22 protein-coding genes are annotated in these 23,166 nt (G+C 62.6%); 14 read left to right on the top strand and 8 right to left on the bottom strand.

What is annotated here, in order from left to right:
- Nucleotides 1–969: an L-arabinose ABC transporter permease AraH gene (gene araH / locus PF1751_RS10490; protein ID WP_010211211.1), complete on the top strand. Its 969-nt coding sequence runs from the start codon at nucleotides 1–3 to the stop codon at nucleotides 967–969.
- Between the two features lie 53 nt (nucleotides 970–1,022).
- Here araH and PF1751_RS10495 read toward each other — a convergent pair whose 3' ends face one another.
- Complete coding sequence (locus PF1751_RS10495; protein ID WP_042571522.1) at nucleotides 1,023–2,171, bottom strand: aldose epimerase family protein; 1,149 nt, start codon at nucleotides 2,169–2,171, stop codon at nucleotides 1,023–1,025.
- Between the two features lie 137 nt (nucleotides 2,172–2,308).
- Between PF1751_RS10495 and PF1751_RS10500 the strand changes: the two genes are divergently transcribed.
- Nucleotides 2,309–3,076 carry an SDR family NAD(P)-dependent oxidoreductase gene (locus PF1751_RS10500; protein WP_010211208.1) on the top strand — a complete coding sequence of 256 codons (768 nt, stop codon included), beginning with the start codon at nucleotides 2,309–2,311 and terminating at the stop codon, nucleotides 3,074–3,076.
- A gap of 145 nt (nucleotides 3,077–3,221) precedes the next feature.
- On the opposite strand, the gene PF1751_RS10505 is transcribed toward PF1751_RS10500, so the two are convergent.
- The gene (locus PF1751_RS10505) at nucleotides 3,222–3,818 is read right to left on the bottom strand and encodes a glutathione S-transferase (RefSeq protein WP_044286983.1); all 597 of its coding nucleotides are present in this window, start codon (nucleotides 3,816–3,818) and stop codon (nucleotides 3,222–3,224) included.
- Between the two features lie 140 nt (nucleotides 3,819–3,958).
- Nucleotides 3,959–4,957: an AraC family transcriptional regulator gene (locus PF1751_RS10510; protein ID WP_042571554.1), complete on the bottom strand. Its 999-nt coding sequence runs from the start codon at nucleotides 4,955–4,957 to the stop codon at nucleotides 3,959–3,961.
- Nucleotides 4,958–5,022: 65 nt separating this feature from the next.
- Here PF1751_RS10510 and PF1751_RS10515 point away from each other — a divergent pair, with 65 nt between their 5' ends.
- A complete protein-coding gene (locus tag PF1751_RS10515) occupies nucleotides 5,023–6,246 on the top strand; it encodes an MFS transporter (RefSeq protein WP_029529179.1) in 1,224 nt (407 codons plus the stop codon).
- 91 nt (nucleotides 6,247–6,337) lie between these two features.
- Nucleotides 6,338–7,171 (top strand): glutathione-dependent disulfide-bond oxidoreductase, encoded by an 834-nt coding sequence (yghU, locus tag PF1751_RS10520; RefSeq protein WP_010211203.1) that lies wholly within the window; start codon nucleotides 6,338–6,340, stop codon nucleotides 7,169–7,171.
- A 107-nt stretch (nucleotides 7,172–7,278) separates the two neighbouring features.
- Here yghU and PF1751_RS10525 read toward each other — a convergent pair whose 3' ends face one another.
- The 3 genes from PF1751_RS10525 to PF1751_RS10535 are packed head-to-tail and all read right to left on the bottom strand — an operon-like array spanning nucleotide 7,279 to nucleotide 10,005.
- Entirely contained in the window at nucleotides 7,279–8,205 is a 927-nt protein-coding gene (locus tag PF1751_RS10525) for a sugar ABC transporter substrate-binding protein (RefSeq protein ID WP_021493333.1), read from the bottom strand.
- Nucleotides 8,206–8,224: 19 nt separating this feature from the next.
- A complete protein-coding gene (locus PF1751_RS10530; RefSeq protein WP_010211201.1) occupies nucleotides 8,225–9,004 on the bottom strand; it encodes a TIM barrel protein in 780 nt (259 codons plus the stop codon).
- Nucleotides 9,001–10,005, bottom strand: a complete 1,005-nt coding sequence (locus tag PF1751_RS10535; RefSeq protein WP_010211200.1) for a Gfo/Idh/MocA family oxidoreductase — start codon at nucleotides 10,003–10,005, stop codon at nucleotides 9,001–9,003. The genes PF1751_RS10530 and PF1751_RS10535 overlap by 4 nt, the downstream gene beginning before the upstream one ends.
- A 186-nt stretch (nucleotides 10,006–10,191) precedes the next feature.
- Between PF1751_RS10535 and PF1751_RS10540 the strand changes: the two genes are divergently transcribed.
- Entirely contained in the window at nucleotides 10,192–12,156 is a 1,965-nt protein-coding gene (locus PF1751_RS10540) for a sigma-54 interaction domain-containing protein (RefSeq protein ID WP_044286984.1), read from the top strand.
- A 10-nt stretch (nucleotides 12,157–12,166) separates the two neighbouring features.
- Here the strand turns inward: PF1751_RS10540 and PF1751_RS10545 are convergent, their stop codons facing one another.
- A complete protein-coding gene (locus PF1751_RS10545) occupies nucleotides 12,167–13,216 on the bottom strand; it encodes a LacI family DNA-binding transcriptional regulator (protein ID WP_044286985.1) in 1,050 nt (349 codons plus the stop codon).
- Between the two features lie 162 nt (nucleotides 13,217–13,378).
- On the opposite strand from PF1751_RS10545, the gene PF1751_RS10550 reads away from it, so the two are divergent.
- The 5 genes from PF1751_RS10550 (at nucleotide 13,379) to PF1751_RS10570 (ending at nucleotide 17,916) form a co-directional block, all read left to right on the top strand.
- Nucleotides 13,379–14,473 carry a fatty acid desaturase family protein gene (locus PF1751_RS10550; RefSeq protein ID WP_010211197.1) on the top strand — a complete coding sequence of 365 codons (1,095 nt, stop codon included), beginning with the start codon at nucleotides 13,379–13,381 and terminating at the stop codon, nucleotides 14,471–14,473.
- A gap of 93 nt (nucleotides 14,474–14,566) precedes the next feature.
- Nucleotides 14,567–14,887: a MocE family 2Fe-2S type ferredoxin gene (locus PF1751_RS10555; RefSeq protein WP_010211196.1), complete on the top strand. Its 321-nt coding sequence runs from the start codon at nucleotides 14,567–14,569 to the stop codon at nucleotides 14,885–14,887.
- Nucleotides 14,888–14,889: 2 nt separating this feature from the next.
- Complete coding sequence (locus PF1751_RS10560; RefSeq protein WP_044286986.1) at nucleotides 14,890–16,089, top strand: NAD(P)/FAD-dependent oxidoreductase; 1,200 nt, start codon at nucleotides 14,890–14,892, stop codon at nucleotides 16,087–16,089.
- A gap of 1 nt (nucleotide 16,090) precedes the next feature.
- On the top strand, nucleotides 16,091–16,909 hold the full coding sequence (locus PF1751_RS10565; protein ID WP_044286987.1) for a sugar phosphate isomerase/epimerase family protein: 819 nt from the start codon (nucleotides 16,091–16,093) through the stop codon (nucleotides 16,907–16,909).
- A gap of 50 nt (nucleotides 16,910–16,959) precedes the next feature.
- Nucleotides 16,960–17,916, top strand: a complete 957-nt coding sequence (locus PF1751_RS10570; protein WP_029529177.1) for a Dyp-type peroxidase — start codon at nucleotides 16,960–16,962, stop codon at nucleotides 17,914–17,916.
- Nucleotides 17,917–17,990: 74 nt separating this feature from the next.
- Here PF1751_RS10570 and PF1751_RS10575 read toward each other — a convergent pair whose 3' ends face one another.
- Complete coding sequence (locus PF1751_RS10575) at nucleotides 17,991–18,860, bottom strand: undecaprenyl-diphosphate phosphatase (RefSeq protein WP_010211192.1); 870 nt, start codon at nucleotides 18,858–18,860, stop codon at nucleotides 17,991–17,993.
- Nucleotides 18,861–19,040: 180 nt separating this feature from the next.
- On the opposite strand from PF1751_RS10575, the gene PF1751_RS10580 reads away from it, so the two are divergent.
- From PF1751_RS10580 to PF1751_RS10595, 4 genes are all read left to right on the top strand, one after another.
- Nucleotides 19,041–19,547, top strand: coding sequence for a GNAT family N-acetyltransferase (locus PF1751_RS10580; RefSeq protein ID WP_010211191.1), 507 nt, complete (start codon nucleotides 19,041–19,043; stop codon nucleotides 19,545–19,547).
- 256 nt (nucleotides 19,548–19,803) lie between these two features.
- A complete protein-coding gene (locus tag PF1751_RS10585; protein ID WP_010211190.1) occupies nucleotides 19,804–21,360 on the top strand; it encodes an ABC transporter substrate-binding protein in 1,557 nt (518 codons plus the stop codon).
- A gap of 13 nt (nucleotides 21,361–21,373) precedes the next feature.
- A complete protein-coding gene (locus PF1751_RS10590) occupies nucleotides 21,374–22,315 on the top strand; it encodes an ABC transporter permease (RefSeq protein ID WP_010211189.1) in 942 nt (313 codons plus the stop codon).
- Nucleotides 22,312–23,166 (top strand): ABC transporter permease, encoded by an 855-nt coding sequence (locus PF1751_RS10595; protein WP_010211188.1) that lies wholly within the window; start codon nucleotides 22,312–22,314, stop codon nucleotides 23,164–23,166. Before PF1751_RS10590 ends, PF1751_RS10595 begins: the two co-directional genes overlap by 4 nt.

Consider the following 23,166-nt stretch of genomic DNA (forward strand, 5'->3'; position numbering starts at 1 on the left):
ATGACCACTCAACACAACGTGCTGCCCACCGCGCGCAAGCCGCTTGACCTGCGCGCCTTGCTGGACAACTGGGCGATGCTGCTGGCCGCCGTGAGCATCTTTTTGCTGTGCGCCTTGCTGATCGACAACTTCCTCTCACCCCTGAATATGCGCGGCCTGGGTCTGGCGATTTCCACCGTGGGCATCGCCGCCTGCACCATGCTGTTTTGCCTGGCGTCGGGGCACTTTGACCTGTCCGTAGGCTCGGTGATCGCCTGCGCCGGCGTGGTGGCGGCGATTGTGATGCGCGACACCGACAGCGTCATGCTCGGCATTGGCGCTGCGCTGCTGATGGGCCTGATGGTAGGGCTGATCAACGGCATCGTCATCGCCAAGCTGCGGGTCAATGCGCTGATCACCACCTTGGCGACCATGCAAATCGTGCGTGGCCTGGCCTACATTTTTGCCAACGGCAAGGCGGTGGGGGTGTCCCAGGATCAATTCTTTGTCTTCGGCAATGGCCAACTGATGGGCGTGCCGGTGCCGATCCTGATCACTATCCTGTGCTTCCTGTTCTTCGGCTGGCTGCTCAACTACACCACTTACGGGCGCAACACCATGGCCATCGGCGGCAATCCGGAAGCCGCGTTGCTGGCGGGCGTGAATGTGGACCGCACCAAGATCCTGATCTTTGCCGTGCATGGGGTGATCGGGGCGTTGGCCGGAGTGATATTGGCGTCGCGCATGACTTCCGGCCAGCCGATGATTGGCCAGGGTTTCGAGCTGACGGTGATTTCGGCGTGCGTATTGGGCGGGGTGTCGCTGAGCGGCGGGGTTGGGATGATCCGCCACGTGATCGCCGGTGTGTTGATTTTGGCGATCATTGAGAATGCGATGAACCTGAAGAACATCGACACCTTTTATCAGTACGTGATCCGCGGCTCGATCCTGCTCCTGGCCGTCGTCATCGACCGCATGAAGCAACGCTGAGTCATGCCCTGTGAAGACTAGATGTGGGAGCGGGCAAGCCCGCTCCCTAAGGTTTAATCGGCGGAGAATTTGAAGACGGTGTTCTGGGTGTAAGTCTGCCCTGGGTTCAGGCGGGTCGAGGCAAACTTGGGTTGGTTGGGCGCATCTGGAAAATGCTGGGTCTCCAGCGTGAACCCGCTCCAGTGCAGGTAGGTCTTCCCAGCCTTGCCCTTCACCGACCCATCCAGGAAGTTGCTGGTGTAGAACTGCACCCCAGGCTCCGTGGTAAACAGCTGCAAACGCCGTCCGGACTCAGGATCATGCACCTCGGCCGCAAGCTGTTTCACATCACCTTTGGTATCCAGCGCCCAGTTGAAGTCGAACCCTCCCTGTTTCGGCTCGGCGAATTTGAGCTGCGGGTGATCGTCCTTGATGTGCTGGCCGATCGGCGTGGGCTTGAGGAAGTCCATCGGCGTGCCTTTGACAGGTGCCAGTTTGCCGGTAGGGATCAAGGTGGCATTCACCGGCGTGTAATGACTGGCATGCAAGGTAGCGACTTGCTTGAGGATGTCGCCATTGCCCGCACCGGCGAGGTTGAAGTAGCTGTGGTTGGTGAGGTTGAGCACCGTGGGTTTGTCGGTGGTGGCGGTGTAATCGATGTGCAGTTCGTTGTTGTCGTTGAGGCGGTAGGTGACCTCGGTCTTCAGGTTGCCGGGGAAGCCCATTTCACCGTCCTTGGACAGGTAGGTGAGGGTCACGCCCACGGAGTCCTTGGCCTTGACGGGCGTGGCTTTCCATACGTGCTTGTCGAAGCCCTGGGCGCCGCCATGCAGCGAGTTGGGGCCATCGTTGAGCGGAACCTGGTAACGCTTGCCGTCGAGCTCGAAGGCACCGCCCGCGAGGCGATTGCCGAAGCGCCCGATGGTCGCGCCGAAAAACGCCGTACCGCTTTGATAGCCCTGCACGTCGTCGAAGCCCAGCACCACGTCCTCGACCTTGCCGTGCTTGTCCGGCACCTTCAGCGACTGCAACACGCCGCCGTAGGTAATCACCGTGGCTTGCATGCCATGGCTGTTGCGCAACACGTACTGTTCGACGGCGGTGCCGTCGTTGGTTTTACCGAAAGGTTTGTGCTCGCTGGTAAGGCCTGCAGCCTGGGCGCCGCCACTGGCGACCAGCATGGACAGGGCGAGGCCGGAGAGCAGGTAACGAGGGTGCTTCATGGTCGAACTTCCTTTTGTTGTTTTGGGTGGAATAGTTCTACTAATGTGCGATATTTTGTCGGTTGGACAGCGAATTTATAGCCTTTAACGCCGTTTTTGCAAAATAAAATAAGACTAATTAAGCGAGGCACCTCTATATGAACACTCAGCATGCGGTTTACCCCGACCTTGAAGGCAAGACTGTCCTGATCTCCGGTGGCGCCTCGGGTATTGGCGAATTTATGGTGCGCGCCTTCGCCGCCCAAGGTGCCAAGGTCGGCTTTGTCGACCGCGCCCAAAGCCAGGGCGAGCGCCTGGCGGCGCTATTGAGTTCGCGCGGGCACACCGTTGAGTTTGTGAATTGCGATATCACCGATGAGATCGCCTACAAGGCTGCCATTGGGCGCTTCGAACACTCCCTGGGACCGATCTCCGTGCTGGTGAACAACGCCGCCAATGACGCGCGCCACACCTTGGAGGAAGTCGACTCGGAGATGTTCGACCGGCTCATCGCCGTCAACCTCAAGCACGCTTTCTTCGCCGCCAAGGCCGTGGTGCCAATGATGAAAAGCGCGGGCGGCGGTGCGATCATCAACCTCGGCTCCGTCGGCTGGATGATGGCCTCCGCTGGCTACCCGGTGTACGCCGCCAGCAAAGCCGCCGCCCACGGCATGACCCGTGCGCTGGCTCGTGAACTGGGACCGAGCCGCATCCGCGTGAATACGCTGGTGCCGGGTTGGGTGATGACGGAAAAACAACTGGCGATGTGGGTCGACGATGCCGCCAAGGAACTGATCAGCCGCAGTCAATGTTTGCCGGGCAGCGTGCTGCCGGAACACATCGCCAACATGGCGTTGTTCCTTGCCTCTGATGCATCGGCGATGTGTTCGGCGCAGAACTTTATCGTGGATGGTGGGTGGGTCTGAGTCGGCCCCGTTCGACTCACGGTGGCAGAGAGCTTATGGGGGAGCGTGCTTGCCCGCGAAGGCAGAGCGTCAGTCGGCACATGTACCAACTGATACACCGTCTTCGCGGGCAAGCCCGCTCCCACACAATCCCGCTCTGCATCGTTTATTCGATAGGGTAACGCTTGAACGCCGGGTGCTGCTCCAGCCGCTCGGCATGGCGCTTGAGGTTGGGAAACGCATCTGCCTTCACAACCGACGCCACGGTGAACTGGCTGAACGACCAGGCCACCGCCGCCGTAATCGAGGCCTGGGTCAGCGCCTCGCTCTCAGGCAGGTGCTTTTCCAGCAGCGAGTAGGCCGCGAGCAATTGCCCGCTGACGCGATCCGGCCAGGGCGCATGTTGCTTCTCGGCTGGACGCAGGTTGTGTTCGTAGACGATTTGCACGCTTTTCTCACAGGCCGCCAGGGCCAGCCCGAGTGTTTGCAGGTCCTGGGCGCGTGCGTTGGGTTGCTGCGCGAGCAGCTTTTTATCCAGCGGGGCCAGGGCTTCCAGGTAGTCCAGGATCAGGCTTGAGTCCATCAACACCGTGCCATCGTCCAGCACCAGGGTAGGCGCCTTCACCACCGGGTTGATCTGGGCGAACTCGTTGAAGGTGCGGAATACGGACAGCGGTTCATGCACAAAATCCATCCCGTACACGTCCAGGGAAATCGCCACGCGGCGTACGTAAGGCGAGTCCAGCATGCCGATCAGTTTCATGAAGCCTCCATTGCTAACAAGGTGATGGCTCAAGAGAGTAAGGGCTCAGGATCGGCGTGCGCAATGGCCCCCCATCATTGCTGATAGGCGACCGCCAGTTGTCTACACAGGATGGGTCATGATGTCTGCGCGGCGATCGTTCATGCCGGGCTCCGCTGGTTCTGGCGGCTGGCGCCAGGTGGCTGGCCGGTAATGCGCTTGAACGCGCGGCTGAATGCCGCCTGGGAGGTATAACCCAGACGCAGCGCGACTTCTTCGATAGGCAACCGCTCCAGGGTCAGCCATTGGCTGGCCAGGCGCATGCGCAACTCCGTCACGTAGCGCAGTGGCGGGATCCCCAGGGTGGCCTGGAAGCGCTCGGCAAACACCGATCGGGAGGTATGACAATGCGCAGCCAATTCCGCCACGCTCCAATCGCGTCCAGGTTGCTGGTGCAAAGCGAGCAGGGCACCGGCCAATCGCGTGTCGCGCAACGCCGCCACCAGTCCCGATGCGTTACCGCAGGCACATTCCACCCAGCCTCGCACGATCATGGCGGCGACCACGTCGGCCAGGCGCGCGAGGATGCCGGAGTAGCCGATGCGCGCAGCGGATACTTCACGTTCCATCACCGCCAGGATCGGCATCAGGCCGGGATAACGCTGGCCCTGGGCATCGATCAGCATCAAGGCCGGCATCAGGCTGCCGAGTCCCTGGATACTGCCAAGTTCGAACGCCATGCAGGCGCTGAACAGCAACGTACTGGGCGGCGTGTCGGGCGAGGCATCCACGGCGCACACGGTATCGCCCAGGGAGGTCGCGTCAAAGCCGTTGATGTCCTGCACCGGCCGATCCGCCGTGGATGACAGCGCATGGGCGCCGCCATGGGAGATGAACACGGCATTACCCGCCGACAACTCGAACAGGCTGCCGTCGTCGGTACGCAAGGTCGCCGTCCCGGCGGCAAGGAAGTGAAAGTAGGCATGTCCGGGTTTGGCCTCAAAGCCCATGCCGAAGCTCGGCCCGGCCTGGATACGCCGGTATTGCACCCCACTCAGGCGCATGCCGCGCAGCAGCTCGTCGATGAGGCCGGAGGACAGGTTGAACGGGGCCGCTGGGGTCATGGTCGGGGTTTCAGTCAAAAACTCAAGGGTTTGCATCATAGATCATCCGGATTGACCTACCTAGACTGGCCGTCGCGCTAATTTCCCGAGGATGTCGTGTGATGAATGATTGTGTAGCTCAAGCCTCTGTCCGTTCGCAGGCAGAGCCCGCCACCCCAGCCTGGATGGCGGTGTTTTCCCTGGCCATGGGGGTGTTCGGGTTGTTGACGGCGGAATACCTGCCAGCCAGCCTGTTGACGCCAATGGCGGTGGACCTTGGGGTGTCCGAGGCGCTGGCCGGCCAGGCCGTGACGGTGACGGCAGTGGTGGCGTTGTTCGCCGGGCTGCTGGTACCCGGCCTCACGCGTGGTATCGACCGGCGCGTGGTGCTGCTGGGGTTCTCCCTGCTGATGATTGCCTCGAACCTGTTGGTGGCGTTCTCTTCCAGCCTGGCGGTGCTTTTGTTGATGCGCATTTTGCTGGGTGTCGCCCTGGGCGGTTTCTGGAGCATGGCGGCGGCGGTGGCGATGCGCCTGGTGCCGGCCGCGCTGCTGCCCCGTGCGCTGTCGATCATCTTCAGTGGCATTGCGGTAGGCACGGTGGTTGCCGTGCCACTGGGCAGCTACCTCGGTGGTATGTACGGCTGGCGCAGTGCGTTTGTGGCCGCAGCGGCCGTCGGTGGGGTGACGCTGGCATTCCAGCTGTTCACGCTGCCACGCCTGGCCCCGACGGGCACCGCACGCCTGCGCACGGTGCTGGACGTGCTGTTGCGCCCGGGCATCGCCATCGGCATGTTTGGCTGTGTGCTGGTACACACCGGGCACTTCGCGCTGTTCACCTACATCCGGCCTTTTCTGGAAAGCACCACGGGGGTGGGCACCGAAGGGTTGGCCTTGATGCTGCTGGGGTTCGGTGCAGCCAACTTTGTTGGCACGCTGCTGGCCGGTTGGATGCTGGTACGTTATCCACTCGGCACGTTGGTGCTGATGCCGGTATTGGTGGGCCTCGCGGCACTTGCCCTGGTGTTGCTGCCAGCCTCGCTGCCAGGCCAGGCATTGCTGCTGGCGTTGTGGGGCATGGCCTTTGGCGGGGTGCCGGTGGCGTGGTCGAACTGGGTGGCCCGCGCCGTGCCGGATCAAGCGGAAAGTGCCGGTGGCATGGTGGTGGCGTCCGTGCAATCGGCCATTGCGGCGGGTGCGGCCGGTGGGGGCGTGATGTTCAGTCTCAGCGGCATCGGCGGGGTGTTTCTCGGTGCCGGTGTGTTGATGGTGCTGGCCGCCTTGTTGATTGCGCTGCGGGTAAGCGTGCCGCGCAGTGGAGCCCTGGGCGTGCCGTTGCATCTTTGAAGCGGTCTTGGGATCAGTGTGTGACGCGCCATCAACCTTTGGTTTAGTCTGGAGCGCTTCGCTGATCGCTAACGCCTCTGGAGCAGTAAGCATGACCGATTACGTACCCCCAAAAGTGTGGACCTGGGACACCGAGAATGGCGGCACCTTCGCCAGCATCAACCGACCGATTGCCGGCGCGACCCATGACAAGGAACTGCCGGTAGGCAAGCACCCACTGCAGCTGTATTCCCTGGCCACGCCTAACGGTCAGAAGGTCACGATCCTGCTGGAGGAGCTGCTGGCGCTGGGTCACAGCGGTGCGGAATACGATGCCTGGCTGATCAAGATCGGCGACGGCGACCAGTTCGGCAGCGGCTTTGTCGGAGTCAACCCCAACTCGAAGATCCCGGCGCTGCTGGACCGCAGCGGCGCCACGCCGATCCGTGTATTTGAGTCGGGCGCGATCCTGCAGTACCTGGCCGAGAAATTCGGTGCGTTCTTCCCCACCGAACCTGCGGCCCGTGCCGAATGCTTGTCGTGGCTGTTCTGGCAGATGGGCAGCGCGCCGTACCTGGGCGGTGGTTTCGGGCATTTTTATGCCTATGCGCCGAGCAAGATGGAGTACGCGATCAACCGCTTTGCCATGGAAACCAAGCGTCAGCTCGACGTACTCGACCAGCGCCTGGCAGTGAGCGAATACATCGCGGGCGATGAATACACCATCGCCGATATCGCGATCTGGCCGTGGTATGGCGGGTTGGTCAAAGGTCGCTTGTATGGCGCGGCGGAGTTTTTGGCGGTGCATGAGTACAAGCATGTGCTGCGCTGGGCGGATGCGATTGAAGCGCGACCGGCGGTGCAGCGGGGGCGGCGGGTGAATCGGGTGTCCGGGGAGCCTGCCGAGCAGTTGGCCGAGCGCCATTCTGCAAGCGACCTGGATTAAAACTGTGGGAGCGGGCTTGCTCGCGAATGCGGTGTGTCAGTCAACCAATTCATTGGCTGATCCATCACATTCGGGAGCAAGCCCGCTCACGCATTGTGTACTCAGAGCTATTTGTAGCGCTGCTCGAACACTGCCACCTGTTCAGGCTTGATCAGTTCGAACGGCACCCACACCTCCGGCTCAATCGCCTCACCCTTGATCATCCGCACCGCCGCCTGCACTGCCTGGGTCGCCTGGGCCTTCGGGTCCTGGAACACCGACGCCGTCAGCAAGCCCCGCTTGATCGCCGCCAGCCCGTCGGGCAAGCCATCGATACCCACAATCGCCACATCGCCCTTGGCTTTACCCGCTTGCTGCAACGCCATGGCGGCACCTATCGCCATTTCATCGTTATTGGCCACGATGGCATCGAACTGCGTACCCGCCAGCAGCCAGTTACTGGTCAGGTCCATGCCTTTGCTGCGTTGCCAGTCGGCGCTTTGCTGCTCGACCACCTTGATACCGGGAAAGTCCTTGAGCACCTGTTTGGCGCCCTCGGTGCGGTCATGGGTGGCGTTTTGTGCAAGGTCGCCCATGATGATCGCCACATTGCCCCTGCCAGCGAGTTTTTCCGCCAGGTAGCGCATTTGCAGTTGCCCGGCCTCGATGTCGTTGGAAGCCACGGTAACCACGCCTTTGGGCAGGGTGCGCTCGTCCGGGTGACGGTTGACGTACACCAGTGGCGTCTTGGCTGCCACGGCGGCGCGGGTCATGTTGGCGGTGGCGGCGGTGTCCACCGGCAGTACGATCACCGCGTCGACCTTCTGGTTGAGGAAACCTTCAACCTGATTGAGCTGACGCACCACATCGCCCTGGGCGTCTTCGAATTGGATCTGCACGTTCTGCTGCCTGGCAGCGGCTTCCAGGCCGGTGCGCACGTAGGTCATGAAGTTATCGTCGACCCGAGCAATGCTCACGCCGATGCGATAGGCGGCGAAGCTCCATTGGCTGAACAACAGCAACAGCGTGGCAGCAAACAATGAATAGCGATTCATAAAGGTGATCCTTTTATTGTTATAGGGTGAATGCCTGGCGGAAACGCTCCAGGGCCAACTCGCTGTCGCCGCTGGCCCAGCCCTCCAGGGCGACCACGCCGCTGTAGCCCATGGCGTGCAGGGCCCTGGCAATGGCAGGGTAGTGAATTTCACCGGTGCCGGGCTCCTGGCGTCCCGGCACGTCGGCCACCTGGATTTCACCGATGGCGCTGCCGGCGCGCTGGATCAGCTCGATCAGGTTTCCTTCGCCGATCTGCGCGTGGTACAGGTCCAGGTTCATCTTCAAGTGGGGGCTGCCCACGGCCTCGATCAGCGCCAGGGTATCGTCGGCGCGGGCGAAGGGCGTACCGGGGTGGTCGACGTCGGTGTTGAGGTTTTCCAGCAGAAACACACGGCCGGCGTCTTCCCCCAGGCGGGCGATTTTTTCCAGGGTTTTGCAGGCGCTCAGCCACATGCGGCCGGTGGTCTGGCTCACGGGTTGAACGGGCAGGCCGCCGTCACCCAGGCCGGTGCCGTGCAGGTTGAGGCTGGGGCAGTTCAAGTGTTCGGCGACGCTCAAAGACTCACGGGCGCTGTCGAGCAATTGGCGGATGCCGTCGGGGTCGGTGAGGGTGCCGCTGATATAGCCCGTCATGGAGGTGAAATCGACGCCGGTGGCGGCCAGGGCGGCGATGTCCTTATTGGTCCAGCTCCAGATTTCCGCGCTGAACCCTAGCGCGTGAATACGTTTTACGCGCTCGATGAAGGGCAGGTCGAGAAACACCATCTCGGCACTGATCGCCAGTTTGAATGGGCTCATATGGCCACCGCCTTGCCGGTTTCGAACGACTCGATGCAGGCACGGGCAATCGCCAGGGCCGCACGCGCATCCTCTCCGCTTGCCATCGGCTTGGCGCCGCTGCGCAGGCAGTCGACAAAGTGGTTGAGCTCGGCGATGTAAGCGTCGCGCAACAGGTCGGTGTCCAGGCGCTGGGTGTCGGCCTGAATGCCTTGGGCCAGGTAGCGCAAAAGGTCGGAATCGTTGAGGCTGCCCATGCTCAGCATGCCGGCGCTGCCGAACACTTCGCCGCGTACGTCGTAGCCATACACGGCCTGGAAATTGGCCTCGGCGGTGGCGATGGCGCCGTTGTCGAAGCGGATCGCAACCACGGCGGTGTCGAGGAAGCCTTTGCTTTTGTATTCCGGGGCAATCAGTGCGTCCGCCATCACGTAGACCTGCACAGCCTCGGCGCCGGGGTTGAGGTAGCGCAGGGTATCGAAGTCGTGGATCAAGGTTTCGAGAAAGATCACCCATTGCGGCGAATTGGCCGGGTTGTTCAGCGCCGGGTCGCGGGTCAGCGAGCGCAGCAACTGCGGAGTCCCGATGCGGCCGGCGGCGACGTCGAGGTGCGCGGTGCGAAAGCTCTTGGCGAAACGCCGGTTGAAGCCGACCTGCAGCGGCACCCGCGCATCGGCGGCGGCAGCGATGGCGCGATCGGCTTCATCGAGGGTGATGGCCATGGGCTTTTCGCAAAAGATGCCCTTGCCGGCGCGGGCGGCGCTGATCACCAGCTCGGCGTGGCTGCGGGCAGGGGCGGCGATGAGTACGCCGTCGATATCCGGGTCGTCGAGTAACTGCTGCGGGTCGGTATAGACCTTGCTCACGCCTAATTCAGCGGCGAGGCGAGCGGCCTGGCCAGGCGTCGGGTCGGCAATTGCCGCCAGGCTGGCACCGGGGATATGCCGAGCTGCGGTCAAGCCGTGGAAACTGCCCATGCGTCCGGCACCGATCAAACCCAGGCGGATGTTGTGTGTACTCATGAAATAACCCCTTGTTGTTATTGGCCCCAGGACGGTCCTGATGGGCAAATGCACATGAGCAAGGGATATGCCAATTCATAACTCATTGATAAAAAAGGGTTAATGGTTATGTGAAAACAAAAAGTGTTCATTCTGATGACATGTCTATACTGACATGTCAAAAATGTGAACATGGAAACTGCCCTCATGAGCATGGCGTTCAGCGTGCAAGACCTTGACTACCTGACGGCCCTGGGGCCTGCCGCGTTGAATGATGGCCCGGTTCCCGCGCTTGAGCAGGCATGGCACGACTGCCTGGCCGGCCAGGTCGAGCGCCCGGCGCACGTGCGCCAAGTGATCTGGGCGTCGTGGCGGCGCAGTGTCGAGGCGGGTATTGACCCGGCAGACAACGCGTACCGCTTCGTCGCCGCGGACACCCTGGCCGCCACCCAGGCCGACCACCGCGTGCTGATCGCCGCCGCCGCGCAAGTCATGCACGGTTTGCTGGCCTACAACCCGCGCGGTCATATCAACCTCACCGACGCCGATGGCACCACCTTGTATTTCTGCGGGCTGGACATCACCCCCGTGGGCAGTCGCCTGCTGGAATCGGTGCAAGGCACCAACTGCACCGGCCTGGCGCTGGCCGAGGATCACTTGGTGTACGTGCTGGCCGAGGAGAATTTCGGCATCGGCCTGCGCCAGCGCCGCATGCACTGCGCCGCCGCACCGATCAAGAATACCCAAGGCCAGACCGTGGCCATGCTGACCCTCACCGCTGAACCCGGCTGGTTTCACTTCCATACCCTCGGCACGGTGCAGGCCGCAGCCGAAGCCGTATCGCGGCAGATGGCGCTGCATGGTTTGTTGGAAGAACAGCAAACCGTCCTCGAAGTGCTCAACGAAGGCCTGGTGGTGCTGGATGAGCGAGGGTGTATCAAGGCGCTCAACCGCTATGCGCGGCAACTGTTCGGGGTGGGGCTGGAGCTGATCGGTCGGCCGTTCCAGCAACTGGGCCGTAGCGAATTAAGCGACTCGATGGGTGAGGCCGTTCGCGACCGCGACTGCACCTTCCACCTGCACAACCGCAGTCAACTCGCCTGCCTGGTCTCGGTGTGCCCGCTGGAGCAGGGCGGGGTGATCGTGTCACTGCGAGAGAACCGCCGCATCCGCGAAATCACCCGGCGCATTATCGGCACCCAGGCCAGCTACACCTTCGACACCATTCAGGGCAGCTCGCGGGCGATCCAGGACGCGCTGCACCTGGGGCGCATCGCCAGCCGCAGTGATTCCACCACCCTGATCCTTGGCGAAAGCGGCACCGGCAAGGAGCTGTTCGCCCAGGCCATCCACAATGGCAGCGACCGCTGCAACGGCCCGTTCGTGGCGGTCAACTGCGGCGCGATTCCACGAGACCTGGTGCAAAGCGAGCTGTTTGGCCACGTCGAAGGTGCGTTCACCGGCTCGGCCCGTGGCGGCTCGGCGGGCAAGTTCGAACTGGCGGATGGCGGCACCATCTTTCTCGATGAGATTGGCGACATGTCCTTCGATGCCCAGGTCAGCCTGCTGCGGGTGTTGCAGGAGGGTGAAATCACTCGGGTGGGCGCGAAAAATTCGCGGCAAGTGGACGTGCGCATCATCGCCGCCACCCACCGCAACCTCAGCCAGGCGGTTGCGCAGGGCGCGTTTCGCGAAGACCTCTACTACCGCCTGAACGTGCTGAACCTGACCGTGCCGCCGCTGCGCATGCGCCGCGAAGACATTCCACTGCTGGCGCGGCACTTCCTGGCCCGCTTCGCACGCTCGCTGCGTAAATCGGTGCAGGGCTTTTCGCCGGAGGCGATGGCATTGCTGTCGGCCTATGGCTGGCCGGGCAATGTGCGCGAGTTGGAAAACAGCATCGAACGGGCGACCAACCTGGCGATGGGGGCGCTGATCGAACCGGTGGATCTGCCGCTGGAAAACCGCCAACGCGCCCCGCTGCGCGCCTACGAACCGCAAGCCGCCCAGGACCTCAGCAGCCACGAAAGGCACGCCATCGTCGCCGCACTCACAAACACTGGCGGCAACATCCGCCTGGCTGCGCGACAACTGAACGTGTCGCGGGGTGGGCTGTACAACAAGATGAGTCGGTTTGGCCTGAATGCCGCAGATTTCCGCAGCCCCTTGTAGGCGCCGTGTGTCAGCTACCCATGTTTTCCGACGTCACGATCTGCGGCGGGATATACACCCGCTGCTGTACCGGATCGAACGCCTCAGTGCTCTGCAACTGCACCATCAACTGCACCAGCGCTATTGCTGTCTGCCCCGGCTGCGAATCCATCACCACATCAATCAACCCCTGGCGCAGTGCGTGGCGTGACAGCTCGGTCGACTCCTGCAAGATGCAACACAACGCCGGCCGCTTGGGCAACTGTGCCAGGGCGCTGATGATGCCGTCACCGCCGCCGCCCACCACGCATAACCCGCGCAGGTCGCTGTGGCGGCTGAGCAGGTCGAGGGTGGCTTCTTCGGTGATATCGCAGTTGTCGAGGTTGATCAGCGGCTCCAACGGCTTGAGCCCCGGCGCGTGCTCGGCCAGGTAGCTGTGCAGGCCTTCGACCCGCGCCTGGTGGCCGAGAAAACGATGGCCGCCGAGCAGAATCCCCACGCTGCCTTTGCGCGCGCCACAGGTGCGCGCGAGCAGCCAGCCCATGGTGCGGCCGACCACATGGTTGTCCTGGCCTACATAGGGTTCTTCGGCCTGTTCGTGAATGTCCGATAGCAGGGCAACCACCGGCACGCCGGCTTCGCGAATCTGCTTGAGGCAGGCGTTGATCAGCGGGTGGGCAAAGCTGACCACCGCGAGGCCATCGCACTGCACGGCCAGCTGTTCGATTTGCGCAACGATGGCGGCGGGCGTGCGATCAACGATGTAGTCGAACTGGCACGTCAGGTTGGCGCCCGCATGCTGCTCGGCGGCGGCGCTGATCGCGTGCGCCAGGCTGGCATAGAACGCCTGGGCGGTAGCCAGTAACAGGATGCCGAAGCGATAGGTTGGCCGGCGTTCGCGGATACGCTGGCCGATCAACCGCGCCGCGAAATACCCCACGGCTTCGGCCGCCTGGAACACCTGCTCGGCGGTTTCAGGATTGACCGGCGCGCGTGCATTCAACACGCGGTCAACGGTGGCCACACTGAGCCCGGCATGGGCGGCAACGGTGGCGATGGTTGGGCGTTTTTTGTTGTTCATGACAGGCCCCTTGAGCGTCTTGATAGAAAACTATCAAGCCCCGCTGGGCCTGGATGATAGCTTGATAGGGAATGGATTCAAGGCCTTGAGGGTGAATTACCCGTTCTCTATGGTGGGTTTCACACAGCACCAGAAACCACCCGCTTGTGGAGAACAATAACAATGCCTGAACACACCGCTCCTATCTCGCGTCGCGACTACAGCCTCACCGGCCCCGAAGCCGCCCGCGCCTTTGATAAAGGCCTGGTCTCGGCCAGTTGGTACCAATCCCCCATCTCACGTAAGCGCATGAAAGAACTGATGCAGCGCCGCGACGGCCCGGCCCTGCTCGACACCGCTATTTGGGTGAGCGCGCTGTTTGCCACCGGTTTTGGTGGCTACTGGTTCTGGGGCACCTGGGCCTGTGTGCCGTTCTTCCTCGCCTACGGCGTGCTGTACGGCACCGCGTCCAACCCGCGCTGGCATGAAACCGGTCACGGCACCGCGTTCAAGACCCGCTGGATGAACGACGTGCTGTATCAGGTCGCCAGCTTCATGTGCATCTTCGAACCCCATGTGTGGCGCTGGAGCCATGCCCGCCATCACACCGACACCATCGTGGTTGGCCGCGACCCGGAGATCGTCGAACCGCGCCCGCCGAGCTTCTTGATGATGTTCTTGAGCCTGTTCAACCTGCCCCTGGCCTGGAAGACGTTCAGTGGCGTAGCGCGCCATGCCATTGGCAAGATGAGTGCCCAGGAGGCGGACTTCATTCCCGAATCCGAATGGCCCAAAGTGTTTCGTGCGGCGCGCATCTGGGTCGGTATTTATGCCGTGGTGATCGGCACCGCGTTGTACCTGCACAGCTGGCTGCCGCTGATGCTGGTTGGCCTGCCCAGCCTCTACGGCGCCTGGCTAGGTTACCTGTTCGGCCTCACCCAGCATGTCGGCTTGGCCGAAGACGTGCTGGACCACCGCAGCAACTGCCGCACCATCTACATGAACCGCGTGCTGCGTTTTATCTACATGGACATGAACTACCACCTCGAACACCACATGTACCCGATGGTGCCGTACCACGCGCTCGCGCAATTGCACGAAGAAATCCGCAGCGACTGCCCGCCGCCTTACGCCAACCTGTTCGAGGCGTACAAGGAAATCTTGCCGACGATCTGGAAGCAGCGCAGCGACCCGACCTACTTCATCCAGCGCCCACTGGCACACAACCCCCGTGGCGAGGGAGCTTGCTCGCGCTGGGCTGCGCAGCAGCCCCAATAAACCCAGCGCTTATTTTCAGACAAACCTGAACGCTCGATCGTGGGGCCGCTTCGCAGCCCAGCGCGAGCTCGCTCACTACAAGGTAAAAACACCATGAACGATCAATGGATCGACGTCTGCGCCGTGGGCGAAATAGACGCGGAAGACGTGCTGCGCTTCGACCACGGCCCGCATACCTACGCGGTGTACCGTTCGGCCGAGAATGAGTTTTTCGCCACCGCCGGCCTGTGCACCCACGAGAACATCCACCTGGCCGACGGCCTGGTGATGGACCACGTGATCGAGTGCCCCAAGCACAACGGGCGCTTTGACTACCGCTCGGGCAAGGCCCTCGGCGCGCCGGTGTGCGTCAACCTCAAGACCTATCCGGTGCGGGTCGAAGCGGGGCGGGTGTTGCTCGCCGTCACGGTGTGATGATGAACGCCCCTCTGATCATCGTCGGCGCCGGCCATGCCGGTGGCCGTGCGGCACTGACCTTGCGTGAAGAAGGCTACACCGGGCGCCTGATTCTGATAGGCGATGAACCGCACTTGCCCTACGAGCGGCCGCCGTTGTCCAAAGGCCTGTTGCAGGGCACAGCGGACCTGGCCGGATACAGCTTGTGCGACCGCGCACGCCTGGCCGAACTGGGCATCGAGCACATTGCGGGTAACCCAGTGACGCATCTGCAGCCGCAGCAGCATCGCCTGCAACTCGCCGACGGCCAGTGGCTGCCGTATGCCGGTCTGCTGCTGGCCACTGGTGGCCGGGCGCGACGCTTGCCCCAGGAGCAGGCCCATGTGCTTTACCTGCGCACCCATGACGAGGCGCTGGCCCTGCGCAGTGCGTTGAAGGCTGGTACGCGGCTGGTGGTGGTCGGTGGTGGCTTTATCGGCCTGGAAGTGGCAGCGACGGCACGTGGCCTGGGCTGCGAGGTGACGCTGCTCGAAGCCGGCCCACGCCTGGCGGGGCGGGTGTTGCCGCCGGTCATCAGCGAGGCGCTGCTGACGCTGCATCGTCAGCACGGGGTCGACGTTCGCTTGAATGTGGCCTTGGAATCCATCCAGGCCGACGCCGTGTGGCTGGTGGACGGGCAACGCTTGCCCTGCGACCTGGTGGTGGTTGGCATCGGCATGCAACCCAATATCGAATTGGCCGCAGCGGCGGGGTTGGAAGTAGGGCAGGGCATTCGCGTCGATAGCCACCTACGCACCAGCGCGCCGGGCATTTATGCCGCCGGTGACGTGTGCGAGTTTCGCCTGGGTGGCGAATACCAGCGCCAGGAAACCTGGCGCAACGCCGAGGCCCAGGGGCGGCATGCGGCGCTGAACCTGCTGGGTCGCGAGGTGCCGTTCGAGGCACTCCCCGGTTTCTGGTCCGACCAGTACGACTGGGGCGTGCAGACCGTGGGTGTGATTACACCCTTGATGGTCAGTCGTCCATTGGCGAGCGGTGGCATGCTGCTGTTCTACCTGGATGCCGATCAGCGCTTGCAAGGTGCCTGCGGCTGGGCACCGGGCAACAGCGTGGCCAAGGACATCAAGCTCTGCGAACGCCTGATCAGCGCACACCTGTCGCTGGCCCCCGCCAGCCTGGCCGACCCCGAGCTGTCCCTCAAACACCTGCTGCGAGGCTGATATGCGCCAATTCCTGGTGTTCCAATCGCTGTGGGCCATGCAAACTGAACCCGGTTCGCTCGATGCCCAACTCGACCGCATCAAGGCCGCCGGTTTCGACGGCATTACCGACCATTACTTCAAGCCCGCTGAGGTCGCGCGCCTGCACGCCGCCGCCACGGCCAGGGGCCTGCAGATCGAAGGCCAGTTGTTTCCGCAAACGGTGGACGACCTGGCGGCCGCGCTGGATGTGATCAGCGGCTACGGCTGCCACCACCTCACCCTGCAAGCCGACGTACGCCCGCGTACCCAATCCGAGGCGGCCCGATTGGTCGAAGGCTGGCAGCGCCTGGCCGAGCAGGTGGACTATCCGGTGCTGCTGGAAACCCACCGTTATCGGCTCACCAATGACCTGCTGTTCACCCTCGACTTGCTGGCACAGATGCCCGACTTGAAACTGCTGGCCGACCTGTCCCACTACGTGGTCGGGCGTGAACTGTCCGAGCCTGGCGCCGCTGAGGACGACGAGCAGATTCGCCAAATTCTGCGCCACAGCTGGGGTTTCCACGGCCGCGTCGCCAGCAGCGAACAGGTGAAGGTCTCCCTGGACTTTCCCCAGCATCAAGCCTGGGTACGGCGTTTTACCGAGTGGTGGCGCTACGGGATCGAAGACTGGCTGACCCGGCCCGACACACCGCAGAGCCTGGCCTTCACTTGCGAACTGGGCCCGCCGCCCTATGCGATTACCGGCGCGGACGGTCGCGAAATCAGTGAGCGCTGGGCAGAAGCGCTGAAGATGCAGGCGTTGATTCGTGAAGTGTGGGAAAGCTGTCGGAAATGATCTGCTAATCTGCGCGGGTTCAATCTCGCCCTTTAGCCTGGACTTTCACCATGACGCCATCCTCCGTTCAGCCGCCCCTTGAGCCGCAATCTGTCTGCCATCCCATCACCAGTAGCGCGATTTTCATGGTTGCCACCGTCGCCCCCGGCGGTGAAGACCAGGTGCGTGGCTGGTGCGCGGACCTCGCCGGGCTGGTGCGCTCGGTGGGCAAGCGGGTGCCAGCGGGCAACCTGACCTGCGTGTGCGGGTTTGGCTCGGACGCGTGGGACCGACTGTTCGGTGCACCGCGCCCGGCGGCGCTGCACCCATTTCGCGAGTTCGGTGTGGAAGGGCGCAAAGCCGTGTCGACACCGGGGGATATCCTGCTGCATATCCGCGCCGAACAGATGGACCTGTGCTTCGAACTGGCCACCCACGTGATGGCGGCCCTGGGCGACAGCGTGAAGGTGGTGGATGAGGTCCAGGGTTTCCGCTATTTCGATATGCGCAGCATCATCGGCTTTGTCGACGGCACCGAGAACCCGGTGGGGCGCAAGGCCGTGGGGTTCACCATCGTCGGTGATGAAGACAACGAATTCCGAGGCGGCAGCTACGTACTGGTGCAGAAGTACCTGCATAACATGACCGCCTGGAACAGCCTGACAGTGGAGGCCCAAGAGAAGGTGATCGGGCGTACCAAGCTGTCGGATATCGAATTGGACGAAGAGACCAAGCCCAGCAATTCCCACAGCGCGCTGACGGTCATCACCGACAAGAACGGCGAGGAAGTGAAGATCCTGCGGGACAACATGCCTTTCGGCCGGCCGGGCGCAGGCGAGTTCGGCACCTACTTCATCGGCTACGCGCGCTCGCCGGAGCCTCTGGAATTGATGCTGGAAAACATGTTCGTCGGCCGTCCGGTCGGTAACTATGACCGCCTGCTGGACTTCAGCACGGCGGTCACCGGCGGCCTGTTTTTCGTGCCTTCGGCCGACCTTCTGGAGGAACTGGCCGAGCGCAAGCTGTAGGCGCGAGCTTGCTCGCGAAGGTCGTCAACGATAACGCGGCGCCGCCCTTGTGTGCTTCGCGGGCAAGCTCGCGCCTACAGCAAGCCGGTGCTGACCGCCACGATCAGGAAGATCCCCAGCAACGCGCGATAGATCACGAACGGCCAGGTGGAGAACCGCTCCAGGAACTTCATCAGGCCCCAGATCGCAAAGAACGCCGAGATGCTCGCGACCACTAGGCCGAACAGCAAATGCGGCCAGGCATGGGCGGGCATATCGGCATGCAACAGCACCCACAGCTCCTTCAGGCCGGCGAGGGCGATGGCCGGTAGGCCGAGCAGGAACGAGAACCGCGCGGCCTCTTCACGCTTGAAGTTGAGGAACAGCGCGGCGGTGAGGGTGGAGCCGGAACGCGAGACGCCCGGAATCAGCGCACCAATCTGCGCAATGCCCACGATCAACGCATCTCGCAGGCGCATCTCACTAACCTCTCGGGTATGGCGTGCGCGCACTTCGGCCACCGCCAGCAGCACGGCCATGACCACGCAGGAAATGCCGATCACCATCAGCCCGCGCAACGGCGAGTTGCACGCATTCAGGGTCGAAGACAGCACCAGGCCGGCAATGCCGATAGGGATGGTCGCCAGCACAATCGCCACCGCCAGCTTGAACCAGCGGTCGTTGTAGTCACCTCGGCGCACCGCGCCGATGCTGCCGGTGGTCACTTGGCGTACATCGCGCCAGAAATAACTGACCACCGCCGCCAGCGCCGCCAATTGCATGGCCGCGGAAAACGCCGAACCGGGGTCCTGCCAGCCGAGCAGGGCGGGTACTACGCGCATATGGGCGGTGGACGACACCGGCAGCAGCTCGGTAATGCCCTGGATCACGCCCAGGATGAAGATCTGCAGGTAATCCAGGGAGGCAAAACCTACATCCAGGCCGGCGGAACAGACGTTGCTCACAATACGTGTCCTTGAAAGAGGGGAGGCAATTTCGCGGAGTTTATTCGAAATGTTTCAGGGGGTTGGGGCAGGCAACACCTATTTGCAATCGGTTCAGCAAGTAGAAAGGTTGGCCGCTCTATTGGCCTGCTCCCAGGTTTTGTGAACAATGGCGCCCTGTGTTTTTTCACCGAGAGTCTCATGCCCGAAGTCACCGTCGAATTGATCCAGACCGGCCCGGAGCACGCCGAGCTGATCCGCAATCTTTACCAGTACTACGCCTATGAATCTTCTGACTGGGAACAGGAGGATGTCGAGGCCGATGGCCGTTTCTATATCCATGACGAACACCTGAGCCGTTACTGGCAGGACCCGCAATGGAGCGCCAACCTGCTGCTGGTGGATGGCTATATCGCTGGTTTCCTGTTGATCGAAGGCAGCGAGCTGCCGGGCATCGACGCCCTGGAGCTGGCCGACGTGTTCGTCCTCAAGCGCTATCGCCGCAAAGGCATCGGCCGCGCCATCGCCAGCCAGGTGCTGTGCAGCGGCGAAGCCGATTGGCTGGTGCGCTTCTATGATCAGGACGAAGTGTCCCAGGCGTTCTGGCGCACGGTGCTGGATAACCTGCCGCGTCCGGTGCAGACGATTGAGCTGGAGGATGACCCGCAGTTGGTGAGTTACCTGATTACGCGGGCGGCGTTGCACTGATTGACGCGCGCCGGCTCATCCCTGAAAGAGGCTTCGGCCTCTTTTTTTTGCCTGTGACTTAGCCATCAATGTTTTTATATGCTTAAAAAAACATTTACAAGGATGATGCTTGCTGTGAATATGTTCAGGCGAATTTAAAAAAACAAAAACATCCGCGGTACTGATTTCGATCAGGCCATAACAACAACGACCTAACACAGGCTTGAAGCCGGCTCCTGCCCCTGGCCGGTCTTTTCAGCGAAGGAGAACATCTCCCGTGAATCGCTTACTCAATGGAACGCTGTGCGTCACCCTTGCATTGGGCGCCGGCCTTGCGCAGGCCGAGACCGCCTTGCGTGTCGGCCTGAACGCCGATATCCGTAGCACCGAACCCGGCGTCAACCGTGACGAAAATACCGACACGGTGATGCTGCACATCGTCGAGGGCCTGGTGGCCCACCGTGAAGACGCTTCCGTCGGCCCGTTGCTGGCCCGCGAGGTCAAACGCTCTGACGACGGCATGACTTACACCTTCACATTGCGCGACAGGGTGCACTTCCAGAACGGTGCGACGCTGACCGCCCAGGACGTCAAGTGGACGTGGGAACGCTACCTCAACCCCAAGACCCAATGGCGCTGCCTGGCAGAGTTCGATGGCCGCGGTGGGGCGAAAATCACCGGCATCGACACCCCGGACCCCCTCACGGTTGTCTTCCATCTCGACCAGCCCAGCGGCCTGTTCCTGGCCTCGATGGCGCGCCCCGATTGTGGTGGCAGCGGCATCCTGCACCCCGACTCGCTGGCGGCGGACGGCAGCTGGAAAGCGCCGATTGGCACCGGCCCGTTCAGCCTCGGCGAATGGAAGCCCGGACAGTACGTAGTGCTGTCGCGCTTCAAGGACTACAGCCCGCGCGATGACGCCGGGCCGGACGGCTTTACCGGCAAGAAGACCGCCCTGGTCGACGCCGTGCGCTTCATGGTGATTCCCGATCCTTCGTCGGCCAAGGCCGCCTTGATGTCCAACAACATCGACCTGTTGCCCAACGTCAGCGCCAGCGACGCCCAAGAGCTGAAATCCACGCCGGGTGTGCAGATCTCGTTCAGCCCGATCATGGCCATCTGCGGCCTGCTGTTCCAGACCAACGACCCGCTGCTCAAGGATGTGCGCATCCGTCAGGCCATCGCCCATTCCCTCGACTACGGGCAGATGGTCACTGCGCTCTCCAACGGCACCTCCGAGCCGAACAACTCGGCGATCCCGCAAACCAGTCCGTTCTACAGCGCCACCGCCAAGCAGGGTTATCGCTATGACCCGCAGGAAGCCCAGCGCCTGTTGAAAGAGGCCGGCTACCACGGCCAGCCGATCAAGATGATCGTCAACAAACGCTATTCGCAAATGTTCGACATGGGCCTGCTGAGCCAGGCGATGGCCGTGGCCAGCGGCTTGAACATCCAGATGGAAACCCTGGAATGGGGCACCCAACTGGAACGCTACCAGAGTGGCAACTACCAGATGATGGCGTTCTCTTACTCCTCGCGCCTGGACCCGGCCACCAGCTTCGACTCGCTGATGGGCGACAAGACCAAGGAACCGCGCAAGGTCTGGGACAACCCACAGGCCCAGGCGGTGCTGCGTGACGCGGTGCGCGAGAGTGACACGGCCAAGCGCCAGGCGCTGTTCGACCAGTTGCACACCATGATGATCCACGACACGCCGATGGTGATCATCTACAACGGCACGGTCGCCGCAGCGCTGCGTGACAGCGTCAAGGGCTTCCATTCGTGGCCGGTGTCGTCGCCACGGCTGTGGGGCGTCAGCCTCGCGGCGCAATAACGGGGCCTCCAGCATGTTGCGTTTTATCCTGCAAAAACTGGCCATGGCGGTCCCCACCCTGTTGCTGATCTCAGTGATGGTGTTCGCGCTGATCCGTCTGATTCCGGGTGACCCGGCGCTGCTGATGCTCGGCGACATGGCCGACCCGCAAAGCCTGGCTGACATGCGCCACACCCTCGGCCTGGATCACTCGCTGGTGACGCAGTTTCTGATCTGGTTCAAGGCCGTGTTGAGCTTTGACCTGGGGTTTTCCATCAGCACCAAGCAGGCTGTGTTGCCGCTGATTCTCGACCGCTTCAGCGTCAGCGCGACCATCGTGCTGGTGGCTGTGCTGTTCGCCACGCTGATCGCGGTGCCCATTGGCTTGATTGCCGCGTGGAAACAGAACAGCGCGCTCGACCTGGGGCTGGTGTCCATCGCGACCTTGCTGCTGTCGATCCCCAGCTTCTGGCTCGGGCTGCTGTTGCTGCACGCGTTCGGCATCCAGCTCGGCTGGTTGCCGGTGGTGGGCTACGTCAGTTTCTCCCAGGCGCCGTGGCAAGCCATGAGCTACATGGTGCTGCCGGTGGTGACCTTGACCCTGGTGGAAGTCGGCGCGATCACCCGCATGGCGCGGGCCAGCACCATCGAAGTGCTGCGCCTGGAATACATCGCCCATGCCCGGGCCAAGGGCTTGTCGGAGCGCGCGGTGTTGTGGAAACACGCGTTGCCCAACGCCTTCGCGCCGACCTGGACCCTGGTGGGGCTGATTCTCGGCAACCTGCTGGGTGGCATCGCGGTACTCGAAACCGTGTTCACCCTGCCAGGCATCGGCCGGCTGATGGTGGACGCGATTTTCGCCCGCGATTATCCGGTGCTGCAGGGCTGCTTGCTGCTGATCACCTTTATCTACGTGCTGGTCAACCTGTGTGTGGATCTGCTCTATCCGCTGTTCGATCCAAGGGTGAAGTTATGAGTTCGACTATTGCCGTGCCCGTAGCGGCCAAGCGTCGGCGCGTGTGGGCGCCGGCCAACGCCTTGATCGGTGGCGGGCTGCTGGTGGTGTTGATTGCGCTGGCGTTGATGGGGCTGGTGTGGTCACCGTTCGACCCGCTGAAGATCGACCTGATGTCGCGCTTCCAGGCCCCGTCGGCTGCTCACTGGCTGGGCACCGACGAATTTGGCCGCGATGTGTTCAGCCGTCTGTTGATTGGCGCGCGCACCAGCTTGTGGGTGAGCCTGTTGACGGTCAGCGTTGCCGTGCTGGCAGGCACCTTGATTGGCATGCTTGCCGGTTACCTGCGCGGCTGGACTGACCGCGTGTTGATGATGTTCAACGACGCGCTGCTGGCTTTTCCCGGCATCCTCATGGCGCTGGGCATTATGGCGATCATCGGCGCAAGCAAGTACGGCATCGTGCTGGCCCTGGGCATCGCCTACACGCCGTCGGTGGTGCGCGTGGTGCGCGGCACCGTACTGTCCCTGCGTGAGCTGGAGTACATCGAAGCCTCGCGGGTGATCGGCAACTCCGAGCTGTACACCATGCTGCGCCACATCGCGCCGAACTGCCTGGCGCCATTATGCGTGCTGGCCACCAGCATGTTCGGCTGGGCGCTGCTGTCGGAAAGCGCCCTGAGCTTCCTCGGCCTGGGCGTACCGCCGCCGGCGGCGACCTGGGGCAACATGCTTGCCAGCAGCCGGCCGTACATCGCTTCGGCACCCTGGCTGGGGGTGTTCCCCGGGCTGTTTATCTGCCTGACATTGCTGGCGATCAACCTGTTTGGCGACGCCCTGCGTGATCGTCTTGACCCCCGGATGAGGAAGTGA

It is taken from the genome of Pseudomonas simiae (assembly GCF_000934565.1).
Lineage (GTDB): Bacteria > Pseudomonadota > Gammaproteobacteria > Pseudomonadales > Pseudomonadaceae > Aquipseudomonas > Aquipseudomonas simiae.

What these genes read in the sequence shown, in the direction of transcription:
- araH (WP_010211211.1), top strand. Translation starts at nt 1, where the DNA reads ATGACCACTCAACACAACGTGCTGCCCACCGCGCGCAAGCCGCTTGAC.
- PF1751_RS10495 (WP_042571522.1), bottom strand. Translation starts at nt 2,171, where the DNA reads ATGAAGCACCCTCGTTACCTGCTCTCCGGCCTCGCCCTGTCCATGCTG.
- PF1751_RS10500 (WP_010211208.1), top strand. Translation starts at nt 2,309, where the DNA reads ATGAACACTCAGCATGCGGTTTACCCCGACCTTGAAGGCAAGACTGTC.
- PF1751_RS10505 (WP_044286983.1), bottom strand. Translation starts at nt 3,818, where the DNA reads ATGAAACTGATCGGCATGCTGGACTCGCCTTACGTACGCCGCGTGGCG.
- PF1751_RS10510 (WP_042571554.1), bottom strand. Translation starts at nt 4,957, where the DNA reads ATGCAAACCCTTGAGTTTTTGACTGAAACCCCGACCATGACCCCAGCG.
- PF1751_RS10515 (WP_029529179.1), top strand. Translation starts at nt 5,023, where the DNA reads ATGAATGATTGTGTAGCTCAAGCCTCTGTCCGTTCGCAGGCAGAGCCC.
- yghU (WP_010211203.1), top strand. Translation starts at nt 6,338, where the DNA reads ATGACCGATTACGTACCCCCAAAAGTGTGGACCTGGGACACCGAGAAT.
- PF1751_RS10525 (WP_021493333.1), bottom strand. Translation starts at nt 8,205, where the DNA reads ATGAATCGCTATTCATTGTTTGCTGCCACGCTGTTGCTGTTGTTCAGC.
- PF1751_RS10530 (WP_010211201.1), bottom strand. Translation starts at nt 9,004, where the DNA reads ATGAGCCCATTCAAACTGGCGATCAGTGCCGAGATGGTGTTTCTCGAC.
- PF1751_RS10535 (WP_010211200.1), bottom strand. Translation starts at nt 10,005, where the DNA reads ATGAGTACACACAACATCCGCCTGGGTTTGATCGGTGCCGGACGCATG.
- PF1751_RS10540 (WP_044286984.1), top strand. Translation starts at nt 10,192, where the DNA reads ATGAGCATGGCGTTCAGCGTGCAAGACCTTGACTACCTGACGGCCCTG.
- PF1751_RS10545 (WP_044286985.1), bottom strand. Translation starts at nt 13,216, where the DNA reads ATGAACAACAAAAAACGCCCAACCATCGCCACCGTTGCCGCCCATGCC.
- PF1751_RS10550 (WP_010211197.1), top strand. Translation starts at nt 13,379, where the DNA reads ATGCCTGAACACACCGCTCCTATCTCGCGTCGCGACTACAGCCTCACC.
- PF1751_RS10555 (WP_010211196.1), top strand. Translation starts at nt 14,567, where the DNA reads ATGAACGATCAATGGATCGACGTCTGCGCCGTGGGCGAAATAGACGCG.
- PF1751_RS10560 (WP_044286986.1), top strand. Translation starts at nt 14,890, where the DNA reads ATGAACGCCCCTCTGATCATCGTCGGCGCCGGCCATGCCGGTGGCCGT.
- PF1751_RS10565 (WP_044286987.1), top strand. Translation starts at nt 16,091, where the DNA reads ATGCGCCAATTCCTGGTGTTCCAATCGCTGTGGGCCATGCAAACTGAA.
- PF1751_RS10570 (WP_029529177.1), top strand. Translation starts at nt 16,960, where the DNA reads ATGACGCCATCCTCCGTTCAGCCGCCCCTTGAGCCGCAATCTGTCTGC.
- PF1751_RS10580 (WP_010211191.1), top strand. Translation starts at nt 19,041, where the DNA reads ATGCCCGAAGTCACCGTCGAATTGATCCAGACCGGCCCGGAGCACGCC.
- PF1751_RS10590 (WP_010211189.1), top strand. Translation starts at nt 21,374, where the DNA reads ATGTTGCGTTTTATCCTGCAAAAACTGGCCATGGCGGTCCCCACCCTG.
- PF1751_RS10595 (WP_010211188.1), top strand. Translation starts at nt 22,312, where the DNA reads ATGAGTTCGACTATTGCCGTGCCCGTAGCGGCCAAGCGTCGGCGCGTG.